The sequence below is a fragment of the uncultured Arcanobacterium sp. genome (assembly GCF_947253055.1).
Taxonomy (GTDB): domain Bacteria; phylum Actinomycetota; class Actinomycetes; order Actinomycetales; family Actinomycetaceae; genus Arcanobacterium_A.
This window is the reverse complement of the sequence record NZ_CAMXYE010000008.1, coordinates 1-20,295: the sequence shown is the minus strand read 5'-3', so window position 1 is coordinate 20,295 and position 20,295 is coordinate 1. Positions and strand designations below refer to the sequence as shown.

Sequence of the window (20,295 nt, the reverse complement as noted above, 5' to 3'; positions counted from 1 at the left end):
GCATTGTCATTTGCTACCTGCCGTTAAAACCTGAAGTAAATAAAAGGATGATAGCCTCCTGCTGCTAATAGCAGGATATCAATTGTTAAAAGTATGAAGGCACCTACAAATGACCAAATTCTTGGCTCTACTGTAGCCGGAGAATAGGAGGAAGAAGCGGGAATTATTCCCAGAGTTTTCCGTATATAAGGTAGCTTACCCAGCCAATTAGCAGTAGGTAGCATCGTAAATATTGCAATTATCAGTACGAAAATAGTCATTGGATCGAAGAAACTCATCATTAACCAGTTTCCAGATTCAACTCCTCCACCGATACCAATCATTTTCTTTAGCATGGTGGTGGCTTGGGTAAATGATTCGGATCGGAAAAGCACAAAGGTAAAAATTACTACTAAAAGTGTGTATAAGTGCCGAATAGGGCGAGGGAAGCGTTTTATTGGGATAAACTCTTCGAGCATGAGAAAGGTTCCGTGGCAGAGTCCCCATACGGCAAAAGTCCAGTTCGCTCCATGCCATAAACCACAGAGGAAAAAGACGGTGTATTTATTGAAAATAGTGCGGATCTTTCCGCGGCGATTACCGCCTAGTGGAATATAGAGATATTCCTTAAACCAAGTGGAAAGAGAAATATGCCAACGCCGCCAAAAATCTTTTATCGTATCGGCAGCGTAAGGGTATGCAAAGTTCTCTTTAAAGGAGAAACCAAACATTTTGGCCATACCGATTGCCATATCGGAATATCCGGAAAAATCAAAATAAATTTGTAGCGCATAGGCGATACCGGCCAGCCAAGCTGCTCCGATAGTTACGTCAGCCGTAGATGCAGAAAAAATTTGATCTACTATGAGAGCTAAAGTATCAGCAATCACTACTTTCTTGGTTAGACCAACTATAAAACGGCGTAGCCCGAGAGCTACTGCTGTTGTTTGCACCGTTCGTTGCTGAATCTGTAATTCAATATCCCGATACTTTATGATTGGGCCCGCAATAAGTTGGGGAAAGAATGAAATATAGAGCATTACTGTCAACGGATTATCCGCTGCATTCACAATTTTTCTATATACATCTATTGTGTAGCTCATGGCTTGGAAGGTGTAGAAAGATATCCCTATAGGGAGCTCAATCAGCGGCAAATTCATATTGAAATTGCCTACTGCATTGACGGTGTGAAATATCATTCCGGAATATTTGAATATAGCGAGTAGGCCCAAATTCGCTATTATTCCGATAAGTAGCCACCAGCGGCGGTGCGTATCATTTTTGGTTTTGCTGATAAGTAGTGCGATAAGCCAATTAAAGATACACGAAGCCAACATGAGCAGTATGTAAATAGGCTCACCATATGAATAAAATATTAGAGATGCAGCTATAAGTAATATATTTCTTACCCATAGAAAAGGAATTACAGTATGCAACAGAAATACCAGGGGCAAGAAAATACTTATAAAAACTAAAGAACTGAAAACCATAATGTTTTATTCGCGGTAATGGCCGAAAATTAGGGGTGGCAGTGAGCTTTAAAGTTAGCTACTAATCTAAAAAGATTCACTATTTTTCGTGGCCACCCCAAATTTTGGGTAATAACCCTATCCCCACAACGGGCGCCCATTAGTGTCATGGTAGTACACAGGAGCAGTATTGTAGGTCTTGAAGTAGAAAGCCTTTCCGCCGCTACGTGCCAAATCTGCCATATCTAAATCTGGGTCAAATATGTAAGTAGTACCATACATAGGTATCTCTACCCAACCGTGAGGGGCACTGAGAGTCTTATCAGCATAACCAAATCGCACATTTGCAGTCTCATATCCGAGTGAACGCGCCATCCACATAAATGCTGATGCAAAAGCATAGCAATTGCCGCCTCCGTTCCGGAAGAAATCTAGTGCATACTGATATTGGAAATATCCTTGGGGAAACCATCGCCCGTGGGTGCCGATGTAGCGGAAATTCCTTACTAAATATGTATAAGCGCTTTCCAGGGTGGGGTAGCGATAGCGTAAATCTTGCAAAATCGCATCAAGTTCTCTATTTCCAGATACCACCTTACTTACCCCGAAAGTGTAGGTATGAGTATCGGCTAAGCGCCAATCAGAAGTATAAACTTCGTAGTGTGTCCAGTAGGTTCCTTCTTCCGGATACCAAGAAGCCCACTGCCCTTCGAATTGTTGCACCCAAGTGCGCCGATTGACGTCGTAAATTTTAATTACAAATTTAGCATTCGGATTATTAGAAGATTGCCCAAGTAATACGCTGGAGCCTTGCCAACCTGCATAAGTTCCGGTAATGCGAGTAGTGCCTGCCGCATATTGGAATGGAATTGTTTTTGTCCCTACGATTTCGTGATTATTGGGATCTCGCACTTCTAAATGCAGCCAGTATACTCCAGGAGTTGATCGCCAGGATGCCCAATTACCGGTAGTCCATTCACTAATAGCTGACCATTTCCTATTGGAAACATCGTACTGTAGCCAGCGATATTCAAGATTAGAAGTATTGGCATTTACAGCGGCACCAACTGCAATATCTTCGGCTCGAACTATCCAAGTAAAGTTAATGCTATTAATCTTAGCCAATACCGGATTATTGCTACGTAAAGCCGGGTTTCCTGTTTGTTGGGCCTCTGGATTAGGGGTAGAAGAAACTTCTAAGTCTTGACTTTCTGCTTGCTGAGGAGCAGTTTCCGGAGTGGAGGTTGCTTGCTGAGGAGCAGTTTCCGGAGTAGACGTTTCCAGTGTAGGGGCTGTTTCCGTCATTGGGTCATTAGCATGTTCAGTAGATGCTGCGTAGCTTAAAGTCCCCGTTGCTGTCATAGTGAAAAGCAATATTGACGCTGAAGCAGTGGCTTTCATTAGTGAGCGTATTCTCATCTTTTAATTCCTACTAACTGGTCTTTGGATTAATTGGATTAAAATTAATACTCTTTACAAAACACAAGTAGTCTACAATTGCAGAGTGGATTTTCGGGTGAATAGTGAGAAGTTCTACTTAGATGGGCGTGTCTTAATCAGCGGTAGAAAGCCAAAAAATAGGAATTAATGCGCAGCTTTCTTCAGCTAATTTGGGTTAGAAGGAAAGTAGGAGTAAAGGAAAGTAGAAATAACTTTTTGAAAAGTTTAACTAATTTTTCCTTTTTTGCCAGTTAATTGCCCTGTTCGCGCTGGAGAATATCTAGTAGATAGGCTCCATATCCAGATTTTTGTAAGGGCTCAGCTCTTTCTGCTAATTCGGCGCTGGTCAAGAATCCCATGCGCCAAGCAATTTCTTCTGGGCAGCCAATTTTTAGCCCTTGCCGGGCTTCTACCGTGCGCACAAAAGCGGTCGCATCAGCTAAAGAATCAAAAGTGCCGGTATCCAGCCAGGCAGTACCGCGTGGAAGCACTTCTACCTTCAGTTTTCCAGCTGCCAAATACACTTTATTTACATCAGTTATTTCATATTCGCCGCGCGCAGAAGGGCGAAGATTTTGCGCAATTTCTACGACGTCGTTATCGTAAAAATAGAGTCCAGGTACAGCAAAATTGGATTTTGGCTGGGCAGGTTTTTCTTCAATAGAAATAGCCTGGAAATTTTCATCAAATTCTACTACTCCGTAGCGTTCCGGATCATGCACATAGTATGCAAATACTGCTCCGCCATCCGGATTAGTGTGCCGTAGTAATTGTGTGCCCATGTTAGGGCCATAGAATATATTATCGCCTAACACTAAAGCTGCTGCTTCGTTGCCGATATGCTCTGCTCCTAGCACAAAGGCTTGCGCAAGGCCATTTGGCTCTTGCTGGATAGTGTAGGAAAGATTTATTCCAAATTGAGAACCGTCTCCAAGTAATCTTTGAAATTGTTCAGAATCGTGAGGAGTGGTTATTACGAGAATATCTTGAATACCAGCCAGCATAAGAGTGCTGAGTGGATAGTAAACCATCGGTTTGTCGTATACCGGCACTAATTGTTTTGAAATACCAATAGTAACTGGGTGTAGACGAGTTCCAGAACCGCCTGCCAAAATTATTCCGCGCATAACCCTATTTTGGCTCAATTTTTACGGTAAGGGAAATGGAATTATATTTTCTTGGTTAAATTGCACCCCCTGCGCAAGTTTCCCAGTACAATGAGTACTAATTAAATTGAAGGGGATTTTGCCGGCAGAGTTGCCCGGTGTTTTCTCAGCACTGCTCGATACTGCGTCTTGAATATAGGGCGCTGTATCTTGAATAGGGCGCCGCGTCTTAAATAAGGCGCTGTATCTTGAATATAGCCTAGCTATCTGGGGCGATATCGATTTAGAAAAGGGGAAATTTCATGTACACGCAACTTGCGGAAAACTTAGCCCCACTTTTTACGCCGTGGAAAGTGGGGAAATGCGAGATAAAAAATCGCATTGTGATGACTTCTATGGGTGGCACCAATCTGCTGGGGTGGATGGAGCGCAACCATTTCGATAAAGAAGCAGCTAAATTTATTTTAGATGTTGCGCGCCACGATGTGGGGCTTATTTTGCCTGGCTGCCAGCCTATTTATAATCCGATGTTCGGGCAGTGGCTATATAAAAATGATAAAATGTATCGCGATTTAGCGGCGTGGTTGCCGGAGTTTCACGCCACTGGCGCAAAATTATTTGTGCAGCTGACGGCGGGATTCGGGAGAGCTTTTACCATAAGTGAAACGATGGAAAAACTCTATACCAATAGGGTGCTGCGTTTTCTGGCTAAGCCGGTGATGGATTTAGAAAGAATTACGGCGGCTCCCTCGCCTTTGCCGAACCGTTGGTCAGATAAAGTGCCCTCCCGAGAGATGACGGTGGCCGAGATTAAAGAAATTGTCGAGGCTTTTGCACTTTCTGCTTATAAGCTGCAGCAGGCGGGAGTAGACGGAGTAGAGATCCATGCGGTACATGAGGGATATTTACTAGACCAGTTTGCCCTCTCCTACACTAATCAGCGCACAGATGAATACGGAGGCAGTTTTGAAAATCGCTACCGTTTTGCAGTCGAAATTGTGCAGGCGATAAAAGCGCGCTGTGGAGCAGATTTTCCGGTTTCTTTACGTTATTCCGTGCTATCTAAGACAAAAGGTATGCGGCAAGGGGCTTTGCCAGGGGAAGAATACACGGAAGTGGGAAGGGATATGGCCGAATCGGAGCGGGCGGCAAAGTATCTCCAAGAAGCGGGATACGATATGCTCAACTGCGATAACGGTACCTATGATGCCTGGTACTGGGCACATCCGCCGATTTATATGCCAGAAAACTGCAATTTAGCAGATGTGGAGCATATAAAGCAGTTTGTGGATATTCCGGTGGTGGCAGCCGGGCGTACTACTCCGCGTGCCGCTGCCAGCTCAATTGCGGCTGGAAAATTAGATGGGGCCGGATTTGCCCGGCCGTTTTTAGCAGACCGCGCTTGGGTCACGAAAATGATTGCTGGTAAAGAAGCCGATATTCGCCCCTGCATTCTTTGCCATAGTGCTTGTTTCAATATGGCGCATTATAAAGGAGTGCCGAACGATCAAGACCTCTACGATTCTTTGCACCTATCTCGCTGCGCGGTAGATGCCGAAACTATGCAATCGCGTAAGTACTATATTGAAAAAACGCTTTCGCCAAAGCGAGTGGCAATTATCGGCGGGGGAATTGGCGGTATGGAAGCAGCGCGGGTGCTGCATCTACGCGGGCACAAGCCGATAATTTACGAGAAGAGCAGTGAATTAGGCGGAGTATTTATCTCGGGCAGTGCGGAATCTTATAAAGGAAAACTGCGTGAATTGCTTACTTGGTATCGCCGGCAGATGGAGGTACTGAATATTGAGGTGCATCTCAATTCGCCGGTAGATAGTATTGATAAATTCTTAGCGGCAGATATGCCGGTAATTATTGCCACCGGTTCCAGCCCCATTGCTCTTTCGCGGGTACCCGGTTGGGAAAATACGATAGAAGCCTGCGATTTCTTGCGCAGTGATTATGCAGAGACTAAAGATCAACGAGTAGCGGTAATCGGGGGCGGGCTCACCGGCTGCGAAATTGCCTATGAATTGGCTTTAAAAGGGGCTCAACCCGTAATCATAGAGATGAAATCAGATTTAATTGCGCAGCGCGGGGTGTGCTTAGCTAATAGTTCTTATCTGCGCGAATGGTTCGCGCTGCAGAAAGTGCCAGTATATCTGGATACTACTTTGCAGAAAGTAGAAGCAGATAGAGTGATTTGCCGCGGCGCGAATGGAGAAAAGCTGGAAATTCCCTGCGATAAGGTGGTGAGCTCAGTGGGCTACCGCAGTGCTCCCTTAGCTCCGGCAGGTAAGCAGGTGTATCAAATAGGGGATTGCCGGCAAGTAGGCAATGTGCGCACCGTGGTATGGGATGCTTATGCGGCAGCTATGAAGATATAAAAACGCGATGGAAATTAATATGTAAATACAGCAGATAGGGGAGACGAATTTTCTCGTCTGCCAAGTTTCTCACTTTTTACACACAATATCCGCTGTGTCCGCGTGTTTAATGAGTTTCTAGAAAAAATGTGGGTATCATTTTCCCATTTCGCCTTGACTTTAGAGGATTACATGCGTGTAATTTAGTTAGTAAATAACTAACCGGCAGAAGAGGTGAGCTATGCGGCACGAAACTTCCGCAGTGTCACTTCGCGAGGTACGTAGCGTTACCTCCCGCGAAGCGGCAATTACGGACGCTAAAGACGCCCAAAGTCTCATGCTGGGTATTTTTAACCTCGGATACGGCACAGCGGCAGGCGAAGATTTAAGCTGGATGGAAGATGCCCTCTGTGCGCAGACTGACCCCGATCTCTTTTATCCAGAAAAAGGTGGATCGACTGCTCCGGCTACTTCTATTTGTCGAAGCTGCCCCGTGCGCGCGGAATGCTTAGAGTACGCCGTTTCGCACGATATACGGCACGGAATCTGGGGCGGCACTTCCGATAATGATAGAAAGCGCCTAGCTCGGGAGCGTAAAAGAGCTGCCGGCGAAATATAGGTAGTGGAAGCCGGCAGGAGCGGGAGTATGATTTCGCAAAATAAGATGGAGGCAGTGCGCGAGCCGGTAACCGCCGTAGTAGTGGCTTGCCAAGCTGATCAAGATTATTTGCCGCGCACTCTGCAAGGTCTATGCGCCCAGGAGCTCAAACCGCAGCGAATTTTTATTGCTGTGCCGGCACAGACTGCTGAATTAACGGAACGGGTGCGCAGCATTTTTCCAGCTACGCCTGCGGCGCCTACGAGTGAAACTGCGAGTGAAACTGCGAGTCATAATTATCAGGCGCGGATGCCCGCAGTGGAGATTGTGGAAACCGGAGTAGTTAATTCTCTGGCCGCCGCTTTGGAAAAAATTCCCGCACTTGCTGAGGAAAATACGGGGCAGCGGGGCTGGATATGGATTTTGCACGCCGATTCGGCTCCGGATAAATCTGCTCTCAATATCTTGCTCCGAAAAGGAGAACTTTCTCAGGCGATTGGGGCAGTAGGGCCGAAACAACTCACTTGGATAGAAAATAATTCTGCAGCGGAAACAAATAAAACTACTACCCCTCAACTTCTAGAAGTGGGAATTCGCGCTACCCGTTCGGCGCGGCGAGTTCCCGAAGTGGATTTAGGGGAAAGAGACCAAGGCCAGCATGACAACCGAGAAGATATGCTGGCAATCGGAACCGCGGGCATGCTGGTGCGCAGTGATATATATCGGCAGCTCGGAGGGCTCAATAGTAATCTAGGACCTTTTGGAGATGGTCTCGAATTTTCGCGGCGGATTCGCCTAGCTGGTTATCGAGTAGTAGTAGCTCCTGCCGCCGTCGTATATCATCGGCAGTTTTCTTTTTCCCCGGATGCTCCAGCTGAAGTAGAATCTTCTGCCTCCGACGACGCCATGGCGCAGAGCTATGGCCGGCGGCGGCAAGCGCAAATTTTTAATTCGCTACTGGCTGCTCCTGATGCTCTACTAGTATTTTGCTGGTTAGGCTATATTCTCGGGGGATTTGGCCGAATGCTCATTCGGCTAGCTGGGCGTGATTTAGTGCGGGCACGCGGAGAAATTGCGGCTGCTGCTCATATCGCTACCAGTTTCCCCGCTGTGCGGCGTGGGCGGAAAAAGATAGCTGCGGCGGGAAGTGCAGTAGCTGGTTTGCGGGCCCTAGAAGCAAGGCCGGTAGAAATACGCTGGGCAAAAAGAGAAGCGAAAAAAGAACGAGCAGAGGCTCGGCAGCTATCAGCGCAGCCTAATCCGCTTATTGTGGCGGCGCAGCAGGATTTACGCCGGCATACGCGCCGCGGTTTTATCTTCACACTGCTGGCGGCCATACTCATCTCCATTCTTTTCAATTTGCCGTATTTTTCATCTGGCACCTTGGCAGGCGGTCAGCTGCTTGGCGATAGCTCTACAGCCGGTGAGCTCTGGCAAGCAATACGAAATTCCTGGTTGCTGAGCGGAGATGGCTACAGTTTGCCCATAGATTCTCTCTGGTTAGTTTTGTTGTCACTTCTGGCACTCGGAGCTCCGTTCCATCTTTCGCTCGGTACTCTACTGACTTTTTTGCTCTATGCGGCTATTCCAATAGGAGCGATTAGTGCCTATCTTTTTGCCGGTCGGTTTACAAAATCTTGGCTGGTGCGCACCGGAGCAGCACTTTTTTGGGTGTTATCCCCAGCTTTATTAGAAGCGCTCAGCAGTGGGCGTATTGGTCCGGCTTTAGTGCATATCTTCATTCCGCTTCTCGGCTGGGCCTTAGTAGGAGCATGGCGCGGATACAGCGGCCATTTAGGGCTAGCGGCACTTATCTTTGCGCTAATGGCGGCCTCCGCCCCTATATTCCTAGTATTTTCTTTCTTCGTAATGCTCATAGCTTTGCTAGGTGCAAAAAATAAACTCATTTGGCTATGGTTGCCGGTACCGGCTTTCGTGCTGCTTCTTCCTTCTTTAATCAGTCTCAAAGCCGAAAATATTTTCGCTTTTCTCTTCTCGTCTCCCGGTCTGCCCTATGCAGGAGCAAAATCGCCTCTCCAAGTAGCGCAAGGTTTCACCACACGTCCCTTTGATATCCGCGGCGCAGACGCTTTTCTCTTCGGCAGCTTAGCGTTATTGATTTTCTTAGCCATCCTACTGTTGCTACGAGGGCAAAAAGCTCGGCAGATTCGCTTTGCTTGGTTACTGGCGCTTTGCGGATTTCTTTGGGCGTTAGTTTCACCGTATCTCTTAGTGGCTTGGCGTATTGAAGGCGGGCGGGCACGCGGTATCTCTGCTTGGCACGGCCTCGGTTTGAGCTGTGCTTGGCTCGGATTATTCCTCGTATTTTGTTTTGGCTCCTACGGGCTTTTTACTGCGCTTCGGCAGCGCAATTTTGGTTTCGCTCATGCCCTCACGGGGATAGGATTACTACTTTTCCCGCTGGCTTTACTCGGAATCATGGGGCAGTGGGCTCATATTCAAATAAGTGGAGTAAATGCGGTACTGCACGCGCAGCCTGCCCAAGTAGTGCCGGCCTTGGCAGAAAAGCAGATGAATTCTCCGGCGCGGGCGCGTGTCTTAGCTCTGCGAGCCTACCAGGGTGGTTATAACGCCGAGATCTGGCGGGCAGCTGGTTTGCAGCTGCACGAATTTCCGCTTTCGCGAGTGGTGGGCACTGCTTCTTTAACTAGTTCTGACCCAGCCCAGCAAGATCTAGAAAAAGCGGTAGCTGATTTACTCACTGGATCTACAGCTGCGGTACCTGCTTTATATGCCCATGGCATATCGATAGTGCTGTTGCCTCCTGCGGAAGCAGGTGAATCCGCCGAAAGTCGGAGCGAATTAGCATCTTATCTTTTTGCCGCTCCTGGTTTGGAATACGTGACGGAAAATGAAACAGGGCAATTCTGGCGGATTACTGGCCCCGATTTACCGGAGCCGGCGCCGCGCGCAGCTATAGAAACGGATGGAGCTGCTTTGGAGGCTTTAGCTGCGGGCAAGTATCGAATCAAGACGGAAATTGCGGCGGGGAATGAGCGCAATCTGGTATTGGCCGAGCGAAAAGCTGCCGGGTGGCATGCGGAATTAAATGGTCAAGAGCTGGAAAAAGATTCTCCTAATTGGGAGCAAAGATGGAAGATTCCAGCTGAGCAAGCGGGTACTTTATATGTAACTTATCGAGATCCGCTGCGCACGGGTATATTAACTGCGCAGATAATAGTAGGAATAATTGCCGTAGTGGTTGCCTTGCCTTTAGGAGCGCGCCGACGAAAGGAAAGGCCGTGAAGGTTAAAAATTTCTTTACTGCGCTAGTGGTGTTAGCACTAGGAGGGGCGGTAGGTGGAGCCGCTTATTTATTACCTTCGCCGCCTGCTACGGAAAAAGAGCTGCCCGGAGTAGCCGCTACCGATGGCACTATTTCTTTAATATGCACTGGCGGAGCTGAAAGATTAATTCCGCAAGTGGGCAGCACTATGCAAACGGAAGAGAAAATTCAAGGTTGGGCAGGAGCTTTTCTCTCCGGGGTAGATTTAAATGCCGCCGCTGCTACCTGGATTCCGGGCAGCGATGCTGATAAAAAAGCTATTGCCTCTCCAGTACTTGGAACGGATTACACTGCCCAGACGGGATTGCAGCAGCCGATGTTGCAAGGAAGTATCCTTATCAAACGCGGGCAGGCGGATGGGGCTAATATGAGCGGCGGAAGTGCTCATTTAGCGCAGGCGGGAGATTTACGCGGAATCGCCAATAATCCGTGCCGATGGGCTGCTAGTGCTGCTTGGTTTGTGGGCGGAAGCGTAAAAATAGGAGAAGCTAGCCGGTTGTTTCTAGTAAATCCGTCTCCCAATCCGATGCTTATCCATATTTCTCAATACACTGAGAAAGGAAAACAAGAGCTAGGGAGCGGCAGCAATATAAATTTAGCTCCGCATGCGGCAAAGACGGTATCTCTAGATGGTATTTTGGCAGATGGTGAGCGTTCTGCTTTGCACGTGTATTCTGATTCTGGATTTTTTGCGGCTTCGCTGCAGACAAATAGTCTTACGGGATACACTCCGCGGGGAATTGATTTTCTCGACGCCGGGGTATCTGGAAAAGATTTAGTGATACCTGGTTTGCATCTACCAGCTGGAGATTCACTAACTGCCGAAATTCCGGATGCCGCAGCCCGCGGTGAAGAATCTAGCTTGGTAGCTGCCGGAGTGAAAGCCAGTTTGCGTATAGTAAATACGGAAGAGAAAACTCAGGAAGTACGAATTTTCACTATAGATCGCAGTGGTAAGCGGGCGCCCTTGGCCGGGAGTGAACAGGTGCAAGTAGCTGGGCAAGCAGTATTAGATTTGAATTTAGACGGCTTAAAGCCCGGAGATTATACGCTGCAGCTAGAATCGGGGGCGGCGATTGCGGCCGGCGTGCAATTGGCTTACGAAACGGAAAACGGTACCGATATTGCTTGGCTGGCAGCGCAACCAGAGTTAAAAAATAGTGCCGTTGCTTTCGCACTGGGAACTGGGAGATTAATAATGACACCGGCAACTGCGGGGAGTACTTCCGTGCAGTGGGAAGCTTTTGACGCGGCCGGAAAATCTCTGGCGAAAAATGAACTCACTATTTCCGGTACCTCCGGTATAGATTTACCAGATAAAACTACCTATGTGAATATAGCTGCCGAGCGTCCTCTCTACGGTGGAGTGATAGTGAAAGCAGATGTGGCGGGTGGAAAAGGTATAGATTGGTTGCCTTTAACCCCGGATATAGCTAGCTCTAGCTCCTTCTCTCTCCATGGGGTAAATTAAAATTCGGCGCTGCCGCATTGCCGCGCTGCCGCGCTGCCGCGCTATCTATCTTGTTGCCGTTTCCTTCTATCTACTGTAGATAGTCGATAGTTTGCGGATCTACGTTCAGAGCCGAAGCTATATGCATAGTTATTACTTGGTGTAAAAATAATGAAAAATTGCTCTCTTGGCGTGCGGCAGAGAGAATCGGTAGGCGATAAAAAACTATGCGCCCGTGAATTTTCGCCGGGCGTTCAAAAGGAAAAAAGCGCCCCAGGGGAATTCCTTTTTCCCACGGAGCCGGAGCTTTTTCCGGCATATCGAGCACCGCAAAATCGTAGTGATCCAGTTTGCTGCCTAAAAAGAGCCGAAATTGGGCAATATCACTGGCTACTGCGTCATCAAATTTATCGGCGCGCGTACGCCAAGCCGGTACCGACGGCGGAATAACCGGCCCGCGCAGAGAACGCCCGTGCCGGTTCCGGCGCGGCGCTTTATCTCGCCGAGGAATATGCAGTGTGCTCATGATTTTAAGTTTAGCTAGAAAATACTAGGCTAAGTGTAGTAACGCATAATAAATGAGAAGAGTGTAAATTAAACGCATGGCACATATTAGACATTGTTCGCGCAGTAGCTGCACGGAACCGGCAGTTGCCACCATGACTTATGACTACCGGGAAGCCACCGCGGTGATTGGTCCGCTAGCACCTATAGCCCGCGCCGGTGCTTTCGATTTATGTGCGAAGCATGCTCTTTCCGTCACTGTTCCCGTGGGTTGGCAAATGATTAGGTTAGCTACGGAATTTGAACCAGTAGATCCTTCTCCGGATGATTTGACGGCGCTCGCAGATGCAATCCGCGAAGCTTCTCGTAAAGAAGTGCCACCTCCTACTCCGGCCCGGCGGGAAGTGCGCCGGCCAGCGGCAGATCTTTCCACGCGCCCGCGCCCGCGCCCGAATTTAATGGCGGTGCCGAATCTGCCAGATACTGAGAAAGCGGAAAAAGCAGAGAAAGCTGAAGAATCCGCGAAAGCCGCAAAAGCCGCAAAAGCTGAAAAAGAACCTACTGATTAGAGGCTAATCTATTTAGAAATCAGCCCATTTTATAGGCCAGCCCACTGCTTAAATAGTTAGCGTGAATTTAAAGACTAGTTATTGGTTGGGGTGCTGATAGCTAGGTTCCTTAGTTATTTTGCGGAAGTGTATCGATAATTTGCTGTGCAAAGTTCTCTTTGGCAAAGCGCATGTTTACGTACATTATATTCGTCACCGCCATACTGAAAGGCGTAAAGATTGCCATCGTTATGAGAAGTATGGCGAAGAAAGAAATGAGAGTAGCTACTGAGCTATCTATTGCTATTATGATGACGCTGAAAGATATGATAATTACTAAGGTGGCGGCAATGAGCAAAATTGCAGTAAGTGCAATTACTCCCAATAAACGCCAAAAATAGTTTTTCGTTAGTTTCCAAGATCGCTCAATGGCGGCAAGGGGGCCAATATCTTCTGCCACTATTGCGGGACCAGCCACGGAGAGGCGAATACTGAAAAATATTAGCAGTAAGCAGAGAAGCGTGAGGAAAATAGAGTCGGCGATATTGCTTGTGAAATCAGTGGTAGTAAAGGATCCGCCGGTTGCGATTAATATGGCAAATAGAATGCCGCCGCCGATTATGAAAGCTAGATAATAAATTTCATATAGCCCTATGTAGCGCAGGAAGTTCCAGCCTAGACGGGGAAGGGAGAGGTGGAAAGCATCCCGCAGCGAAAGTTTTATACCACGGATAGAGTTAATGGTAAAGCGAGTGCTGGATATATATATGATAAGAATTTCCAAGATAATGCAGATATTAATGGAGAGGGCGGCTCCTCCGAGTAAGGAGGCGGAAGCGGCAAAGCCCGTATTAGTGGTATCTAAATCTGCTAAATCTAAAGTGGTGAGTATGGAAGTATCAGAACTGGCCGAGATAATTACGATAAGGGCAATTACTGCGAGCGTCAAAATAGCGGGGAAGAGTATATAGGCTACGGGGTTAAATTTAAGGAGCCGAAAAGCGGAAGTTATTATTTCTCCCACCGTGTGCTCGCGCAGAGGTATTACCGTGCGCATCGGGCGCGGGCCAGCATGGGGGTCGGTATTATTCGTAATGCGGTAGCTATCGTAGCTCGGCAAGATAGATTCTAAGGAAGTGGATTCGCTCGGCGTAGCTGCAACTGGGGTAGATTCAGTTGGTACAGATTCCTTTGGGGTAGATTCGATGGGAGTGGTTGCAATCGCTCCGGCTTCTAGTGTTTCTGATTCGTGCTGGGGTAGATTTTCGTTCTTAGAAAGTGAATCTGGCTGCTCATTAGGGGTATCCATAGAATCTCCTACCGCTGGTACTTTTGCTGAATACCGCTATCCACGGCTCAAAGTTGAGATTAGCGCAAATAAATGGCATTTTCCAGGGATACTGCTGAAAAACGCGGTGTCACAATAAAAATATCGGAGCTCTAATATAAAGTAGAGGTATAGATATCCACATTTATTTCTTTAGCACTACAGAACGGTAGGATTATGAGCGCGCGTATACTGGTAGTAGATGACGATCCCGGTATTTCCGAAATGGTAGCTATTCTTTTGGAGTCGGAAGGCTACGAAGTTACTGTATGTGCGCATGGTAATAGTATTTTGCCGCTGTTTCGGGCGGAGCATCCGGATTTAGTGCTTTTAGATGTGATGCTTCCGGGTATGGACGGCGTGACTGCCTGCCAAAAAATTCGCGAAGAATCTGATGTGCCAATAATAATGATGAGTGCAAAGACGGATTCGGTAGATGTGATTGCCGGCTTAGAAGCCGGAGCAGATGATTACGTCACTAAGCCTTTTGATAATTCGATCTTATTAGCGCGGGTAAAGACTCGTTTGCGCCGGCAGGAGCCAGAGGCAGAGATATTACATATAGCTGATTTAACTATTGATTTTACTGCTCATGAAGTGCGGCGGGGCGAAAAGAAAATTCATTTGACGCCGCTGGAGTTCGATTTACTTTCGGTACTGGCTCGGAAGCCCTATCAAGTATTTTCGCGCGAAGAGTTGCTGGAAATAGTGTGGGGATACCAGCATGCTGCAGATACTCGGCTAGTTAATGTACACGTACAAAGGTTGCGGGCAAAAGTTGAGAAAGATCCGGATAATCCGGAAGTGGTTTTGACGGTACGCGGTGTGGGATATCGGGCAGGAGCGAGTAAGGATTGAGTTCTGCAACGATAGAAGTAACCGATTCTATTTCTGTACCTAGCCCGGCTAGCTCCTCGGAGGCCAATAAACCGGGTTTATTTGAGCGCATCTCTACCCGGCTGGAAAGATTTCAAAAAAATTGGGGAAATTCGCTGCGTCTGCGGGTGACAGTGGTGATAATTTGCGCAGGTTTAGTCGGGATTGGAATCACTGGTTTCGTAATCACCACGGCGATGGAATCGGCAATTTTCGAGCAAACTGTACGCTCGGATTTAGAGTACTTTTCGATGAAAGTTACTGCTGCGCAAGATAAATTTTCGGCTGCAGAATCTCCTACTACCGGGCAAGCCCAGCAAGTGGCTAATGAAGTGGTAGCTTCAATGTACAATCCCGGGCGAGGGCTAGTTGGATCAGTGCTGTTGCTTTCGGAAGGGCAAAAGTATTCAGCTAATCAGATTTTTGAGCCTTCTACCGCTTCTGATACGCAGGTGCGAGCGTTAATAACGCCAGAAATTCGCAGTACTTTAGAAAAAGAGAGTGTAAATTCAAAAAATATTGCCTGGCAATCAGTTGAAGTGCCTAATGCAGATGGCGGAGCGGATCCAGGAATAATTGCCGGAGCAATGCTGCAAATACCAAATGCGGGAAATTACGAAATCTATGCCGTATATACTCTGGCCGCGCAAGAATCTTTACTAAATGCGATGTACAAGGTACTGATCGCCTCGGTAGTGGTGCTTTTTCTTTTCATTTTAATTTTATTGATAATTGTGCTGCGTATGCTGTTGCGGCCGATTGAAAATGCCACTAAGAAGGCAGAATTGCTGGCTGAGGGAGAATTTGCTACGCGGATGGAAGTGCGCGGAAGCGATGAATTAGCGCGCCTTGCAAAAGCTTTTAATCAGATGGCGGCTTCTATTGAAGAGCAATTTACTCAGTTGGAGAGAATGTCTCAATTGCAGACGCAATTTGTTTCGGCAGTATCGCACGAATTGCGTTCGCCAGTGACTACTATCCGTATGGCGGGGCAACTTATTTTTGATAAGCGAGAAGAGCTGCCGGCGGCTTTGCGGCGCAGTGCTGAATTGCAGCATGATCAGGTGAATAATTTGGATTCGATGCTAGCTGATCTCTTGGAAATATCGCGTTACGATGCCGGTGCTATGACTCTTACTACAGAGACGGTAGATATCTCAGAGCTAGTTAGGAAAACGGTGGCGTCATTGCGCCCGCTCGCGCAAGATAATGGAAGTGATACCCAGATAATTACCAGTGGGGAAACGAGTGCAGAAATAGAAACCCGCCGAATTGAGCGCATTATTCGTAATTTATTGGTGAATGCCTATGAGCACGGAGAAGGAAAGCCCGTGCAGATACGGGTGGCTGCCAATGATACCGCAGTGGCGGTAGGAGTAGTTGATTTTGGTATTGGGATTACTGCAGATCAAGCTGAGCACGTATTCGATCGTTTTTGGCGGGCAGATAGCTCGCGCGTGCGTAAAACTGGTGGCACTGGTTTAGGCCTTACGATTGCCCGGGAAGATGCGCTCATACATGGTGGTTCTTTAGAAGCAAGCGGTTATTTAGGGGCGGGAGCAGTATTTTTATTAACTATCCCGAAGCAGCCTGGAGCAAGCCATATTAAACCGCTTTCTCTTTCTGATTTGTTGCTTCTCTACGAAACTTCCGAGGAGGCGGCAGCAGAAGAAAAAACTGCGACGGCAGCAGAAGAAAAAACTGCGGCGGCAGCAGGCGCTGCTGCAGATATAGATGCAAATACAGATGTAGGTACAGATGCAGATCCGGAAGCTCCGGAAGCTCCGAAAGATTCAGAAGTTGCTGCGGAGTCAGATAAAGTAGTGGATCTCGAGGAGGGCAGAGAAAATGCGCAGTAAAAGTATTGCTTTATTGGGAGTATTGTTGCTGCTTCTCTCGGCTTGTGCCGGACTTCCTCGCAGTGGAGAGGTGCAGGTACAAGAGCGGCTTCGGCAGGTAGATGGAGATGTGACGCTCCATCCGGTAGGGCCGAAAAAGGGGGCAACTCCGGAAGAGATAGTGGAATCTTTTACGCGAGCGGCGGCGGCCGGGCTCTACGATGATTTTGCGGTAGCGCGGGAGTATCTAATGCCGGAAGCTGCTGCAAAGTGGAATCCGCTTATGCAGGTAAGTATTTATGCTGATGCGCGCACGCCAGCTACTTCGCAGACGGATACGGGAAGTTTTAAAACTTCGGTGGCGGCGCTCGGATCGATAAATGCGGAGGGAATGTATGCAAATGCTCCGCAAGATGCGTTAATTACGAACGAGTATTCCTTGGTGCGCAATAGTGATAAAGAGTGGCGTATATCCGTATTAACTGACGGTATAGTAATACCGCAGGCAATTTTTTCATCTTTCTATGCGGAAGCTGCTCTCTATTTCCTCAATCAGGATAATTCGGCTTTAGTAGCAGATGTGCGCTGGTATCCGCGCAAACGTCTTTCTAATCAGTTGGCGCGCGGGTTAGTAGCTGGGCCGTCTAAATGGTTGGCGGAAGCAGTAAAATCTGCGATCCCTGCATCCACAGACGTGGAATCAGTAGAAGTACAAGTAGATCCGGCAGTGGCGAAGATTAATCTCTCTTCCGATATAGTTTCGCTCCCTGATTCGGCTCTGGCGTTAATAAATGCGCAGTTCGAAAAGACTTTTGCCGCTGCTGGGCTCGCTCCGAAGATAAAGATTTTTGCCAAAGGCGGCCCGGTGCGCGATACGGCAAAATTGGATTTACCAGTATATCCGTTAGCTACTTCGCCACTTACTGCTCTGGCAGGTGGAATTCCGGTACAAATTACGAAGAATCAGCAACTTCCGCTCTTTAACAATGCGGCTATTGCCGGTTTAGGCTTAACTGATTTAGCTGCTGGATACAGTGATAATGTGCAGTATGGAGCTGCATTGGGGAGGAATCGCAGTCGGCTCTATCTTTTGAATTATGCAGATGCTCGCTGGCAGCAAATATACAGTGGGCAAGAGCTGGTGGGCCCTTCTATGGATAGATATACGTGGATATGGGTAAGTGAAAAGCGCTCAGATGGCGCTCTGGCGGCTATTTCTATGGCAGGCGGAGCTGATATCCGCTTAGATATTCCTTCCTTAAAAGGTAAAGATGTGCAGGCAATTGCGGTATCACGGGAAGGAAATCGCATTGTTATAGCTTGCCGAAAAGAAGCTAAGCAAGAATTATTGGTGGTGGCCATCGTGCGTGATGAGCACGGAAAACCGATTAAGCTAGGTGAACCGCTGCAGATAGGGCAGCGTTTGGAAAATATTTCCGACATAGCGTGGATAAGTGAATCAAAGCTGGCAGTGCTGGCAAAAGAAAACGAAAAAGACGAAAATTCACTTTCTGCTCTGCAAATTGGCGGGCCTATGGAGAAAATCAACGGTATTACTAATCCGCAGGCTTTGACGGCTGGGCGCGGTAAAGATTCCATTGTGCTTTTAGGGGTTGATTCTAAACTTTATGAATACTCTGGGGGAGTGTGGAAAGTTATTGCGGAAAAGGTAAGTGCACCTGCTTTAGCTGGCTGAGTGAAATTTTCAGTTCCGGGGAGAGCTTAGTTATTGCTGAGTATGAGGAATTTGAAATGGGTTCAAAGTATCTTTGTGCCCGAGTGCAAGAAAAGAGGGGTTTCCCCCCAAAGTTATTTTTAGCCACTACGGGTTTTCTGCGTCTGGAAATATATCCATATGAGGGAAAACTGGATAAGTGAAATTCTCGATTTGATATTTCCGCGGTACTGCGTGGGGTGTGGTAGCTGGGATACGGAATTGTGCGGTGAATGTGCCAGCTATCTAGCGGGTGCTTGGTGGCAGCCGGCCCCTCCTTATTTGCAGTTAGTGCAGGAAGAAGATGAGGAAAAAGACGGGACAGAAGACGGGACAGAAAACGGGACAGAAGGTAGAGAAGTGGGTTTTACACTTCGTCCAGCTTTCCCTCTTTATGCGCGGAGTGTGTATCGCGGGAGGTGCCGGCGCATTATTGTGGCTTGGAAGCACAGTAATCTGCGGGAATTAGATAGAAAGATACTTCTGCTTTGGCAGCAGGCTTTAGCAGAAATACCGCGGGAAGTACTGGCTGCGCCTCCCGGAGAGCAAAAATTATTAATTACCAATGCTCCTTCGGCCTTTTCTCGTCGGTGGGCAGGGCAGCTAGTAGCCGGGAAACTAGCTCGGCGCGTGGCCGAGAGTTGCGGAGGGGAATATGCGCCGGTGTTGTGGAAGAAAAGCACTTCCAGATCAGGGTTGATTGCGCGCAGCAGCAGAATCATCTGGAAAAAATTTTTTCAGCAATATCGCAGCAAGTCCTTGGCTAAGCGAGTGGAATCTAGCCACGATATTGTCTGCCGGGTGCCACTCGCGGGGCGAGAAGTGCTACTGATAGACGATGTGCTTGCCTCGGGAGCTACTTTGCGCGCGTGCGCCCGCGCAATAGCAAGAGAGGGCGGAAAAGTGCGTGGAGCTTTGGTTTTAGCGGCTGCCGAACCAAAAATTTTGCGTGGTTCAGCTCACAATTTGCTCACAAATTCGGTATAATTGAAGTGCGGTAGCGAAAGAGAAAATCTTTAGCTGCTGCATCGCTAAATATAGCTAAATATAGGGCGCTTAGCCGCTAGTGGTTTTACTTAGCGTTCTATTTAGGGTGGAGATGGGGTGATAAAGATTCGCTGCTCACGCGCGCGTGAGTGTATTAAACCTGCGGGTATGCCCGCCTTGCCGGTAGACCAAGGGAGGTCATCGTGGAATTTGTAGTTAAAGGTAGAAATACAGAAGTTTCTGATAATTTTCGCACGCATGTGGAAGATAAACTTTTCAAAATTGAGCAGTTTGCTCCCCGCGCCCAGCGAGTAGAAGTAGAGCTTACGCATGAGCTAAATCCAGCGCAGGCAGATCGCTCCTACCGTATTGAAATTACGCTGCGGGATAAAGGGCCAGTGGTGCGCGCCGAAGCTGCTGCTTCTGATCAGTATGGAGCTTTAGATTTAGCGTCGCAAAAATTACTTGAGCAGTTGCGGCGGGCGAATGAGCGGCGTACTAAGCACCGCCGCGCAGATAAGCGGGCTATTCGGGATTATCATGAAATTGACATAGAAGCTCTGATGAGTTTGCAAAACTCCACTAGTGATAAAACGGCTGATGCTCCGGATGCGGCAGCGGTACCCACTTCCCTAGGAGAAGAAGTAGAGAGTCAGATGGGAGATTCCCCCGTTATGATTCGGCAAAAGCTCTACGAAGCTAAGCCTATGAATATTGAGCAGGCAATTTATGAGATGGAGCTGGTAGGCCATCCGTTCTATATATTCATCGACGAAGAAACTTTGCAGC

15 protein-coding genes are annotated in these 20,295 nt (G+C 47.8%); 10 read left to right on the top strand and 5 right to left on the bottom strand.

Annotation, left to right across the window (positions count from 1 at the left end; translation table 11 throughout):
- Positions 1–23: 23 nt before the first annotated feature.
- The 3 genes from Q0X35_RS01175 to rfbA form a co-directional block, all read right to left on the bottom strand.
- A complete protein-coding gene (locus Q0X35_RS01175; RefSeq protein WP_297564579.1) occupies positions 24–1,316 on the bottom strand; it encodes an MBOAT family protein in 1,293 nt (430 codons plus the stop codon).
- Between the two features lie 270 nt (positions 1,317–1,586).
- Positions 1,587–2,810 carry a transglutaminase domain-containing protein gene (locus Q0X35_RS01170; RefSeq protein ID WP_297564578.1) on the bottom strand — a complete coding sequence of 408 codons (1,224 nt, stop codon included), beginning with the start codon at positions 2,808–2,810 and terminating at the stop codon, positions 1,587–1,589.
- A 329-nt stretch (positions 2,811–3,139) separates the two neighbouring features.
- On the bottom strand, positions 3,140–4,015 hold the full coding sequence (rfbA, locus tag Q0X35_RS01165) for a glucose-1-phosphate thymidylyltransferase RfbA (protein ID WP_297564576.1): 876 nt from the start codon (positions 4,013–4,015) through the stop codon (positions 3,140–3,142).
- Positions 4,016–4,296: 281 nt separating this feature from the next.
- Between rfbA and Q0X35_RS01160 the strand changes: the two genes are divergently transcribed.
- The 4 genes from Q0X35_RS01160 to Q0X35_RS01145 all read left to right on the top strand — a co-directional run bounded on the left by Q0X35_RS01160 (position 4,297) and on the right by Q0X35_RS01145 (position 11,733).
- The gene (locus tag Q0X35_RS01160; protein ID WP_297564574.1) at positions 4,297–6,378 is read left to right on the top strand and encodes an FAD-dependent oxidoreductase; all 2,082 of its coding nucleotides are present in this window, start codon (positions 4,297–4,299) and stop codon (positions 6,376–6,378) included.
- Between the two features lie 316 nt (positions 6,379–6,694).
- On the top strand, positions 6,695–6,976 hold the full coding sequence (locus Q0X35_RS01155; protein ID WP_073996941.1) for a WhiB family transcriptional regulator: 282 nt from the start codon (positions 6,695–6,697) through the stop codon (positions 6,974–6,976).
- A gap of 27 nt (positions 6,977–7,003) precedes the next feature.
- Positions 7,004–10,222: a glycosyltransferase gene (locus Q0X35_RS01150; protein WP_297564572.1), complete on the top strand. Its 3,219-nt coding sequence runs from the start codon at positions 7,004–7,006 to the stop codon at positions 10,220–10,222.
- Positions 10,219–11,733, top strand: coding sequence for a DUF5719 family protein (locus Q0X35_RS01145; RefSeq protein ID WP_297564570.1), 1,515 nt, complete (start codon positions 10,219–10,221; stop codon positions 11,731–11,733). The genes Q0X35_RS01150 and Q0X35_RS01145 overlap by 4 nt, the downstream gene beginning before the upstream one ends.
- A gap of 70 nt (positions 11,734–11,803) precedes the next feature.
- On the opposite strand, the gene Q0X35_RS01140 is transcribed toward Q0X35_RS01145, so the two are convergent.
- Entirely contained in the window at positions 11,804–12,238 is a 435-nt protein-coding gene (locus Q0X35_RS01140; protein WP_297564568.1) for a metallopeptidase family protein, read from the bottom strand.
- Between the two features lie 76 nt (positions 12,239–12,314).
- Here Q0X35_RS01140 and Q0X35_RS01135 point away from each other — a divergent pair, with 76 nt between their 5' ends.
- Positions 12,315–12,785, top strand: a complete 471-nt coding sequence (locus tag Q0X35_RS01135) for a DUF3499 domain-containing protein (RefSeq protein WP_297564567.1) — start codon at positions 12,315–12,317, stop codon at positions 12,783–12,785.
- Positions 12,786–12,894: 109 nt separating this feature from the next.
- On the opposite strand, the gene Q0X35_RS01130 is transcribed toward Q0X35_RS01135, so the two are convergent.
- Positions 12,895–14,073, bottom strand: coding sequence for a hypothetical protein (locus Q0X35_RS01130; protein WP_297564559.1), 1,179 nt, complete (start codon positions 14,071–14,073; stop codon positions 12,895–12,897).
- Positions 14,074–14,268: 195 nt separating this feature from the next.
- Between Q0X35_RS01130 and mtrA the strand changes: the two genes are divergently transcribed.
- The 5 genes from mtrA to raiA all read left to right on the top strand — a co-directional run.
- Positions 14,269–14,949 (top strand): MtrAB system response regulator MtrA, encoded by a 681-nt coding sequence (gene mtrA / locus Q0X35_RS01125; RefSeq protein ID WP_297564557.1) that lies wholly within the window; start codon positions 14,269–14,271, stop codon positions 14,947–14,949.
- On the top strand, positions 14,946–16,826 hold the full coding sequence (mtrB, locus tag Q0X35_RS01120) for an MtrAB system histidine kinase MtrB (protein WP_297564556.1): 1,881 nt from the start codon (positions 14,946–14,948) through the stop codon (positions 16,824–16,826). Before mtrA ends, mtrB begins: the two co-directional genes overlap by 4 nt.
- A complete protein-coding gene (locus tag Q0X35_RS01115; RefSeq protein ID WP_297564555.1) occupies positions 16,816–18,501 on the top strand; it encodes an LpqB family beta-propeller domain-containing protein in 1,686 nt (561 codons plus the stop codon). The genes mtrB and Q0X35_RS01115 overlap by 11 nt, the downstream gene beginning before the upstream one ends.
- 159 nt (positions 18,502–18,660) lie before the next feature.
- Positions 18,661–19,506: a ComF family protein gene (locus tag Q0X35_RS01110; RefSeq protein ID WP_297564554.1), complete on the top strand. Its 846-nt coding sequence runs from the start codon at positions 18,661–18,663 to the stop codon at positions 19,504–19,506.
- Between the two features lie 203 nt (positions 19,507–19,709).
- The coding region (gene raiA, locus Q0X35_RS01105; protein WP_297564553.1) for a ribosome hibernation-promoting factor, HPF/YfiA family at positions 19,710–20,295 on the top strand (586 nt) is incomplete at its 3' end.

Coding starts and splice junctions, on each gene's coding strand:
- Q0X35_RS01175 (WP_297564579.1), bottom strand. CDS start 1,316: ATGTTGGCTTCGTGTATCTTTAATTGGCTTATCGCACTACTTATCAGC.
- Q0X35_RS01170 (WP_297564578.1), bottom strand. CDS start 2,810: ATGACAGCAACGGGGACTTTAAGCTACGCAGCATCTACTGAACATGCT.
- rfbA (WP_297564576.1), bottom strand. CDS start 4,015: ATGCGCGGAATAATTTTGGCAGGCGGTTCTGGAACTCGTCTACACCCA.
- Q0X35_RS01160 (WP_297564574.1), top strand. CDS start 4,297: ATGTACACGCAACTTGCGGAAAACTTAGCCCCACTTTTTACGCCGTGG.
- Q0X35_RS01155 (WP_073996941.1), top strand. CDS start 6,695: ATGCTGGGTATTTTTAACCTCGGATACGGCACAGCGGCAGGCGAAGAT.
- Q0X35_RS01150 (WP_297564572.1), top strand. CDS start 7,004: ATGATTTCGCAAAATAAGATGGAGGCAGTGCGCGAGCCGGTAACCGCC.
- Q0X35_RS01140 (WP_297564568.1), bottom strand. CDS start 12,238: ATGAGCACACTGCATATTCCTCGGCGAGATAAAGCGCCGCGCCGGAAC.
- Q0X35_RS01135 (WP_297564567.1), top strand. CDS start 12,315: ATGGCACATATTAGACATTGTTCGCGCAGTAGCTGCACGGAACCGGCA.
- Q0X35_RS01130 (WP_297564559.1), bottom strand. CDS start 14,073: ATGGATACCCCTAATGAGCAGCCAGATTCACTTTCTAAGAACGAAAAT.
- mtrA (WP_297564557.1), top strand. CDS start 14,269: ATGAGCGCGCGTATACTGGTAGTAGATGACGATCCCGGTATTTCCGAA.
- Q0X35_RS01115 (WP_297564555.1), top strand. CDS start 16,816: ATGCGCAGTAAAAGTATTGCTTTATTGGGAGTATTGTTGCTGCTTCTC.
- Q0X35_RS01110 (WP_297564554.1), top strand. CDS start 18,661: ATGAGGGAAAACTGGATAAGTGAAATTCTCGATTTGATATTTCCGCGG.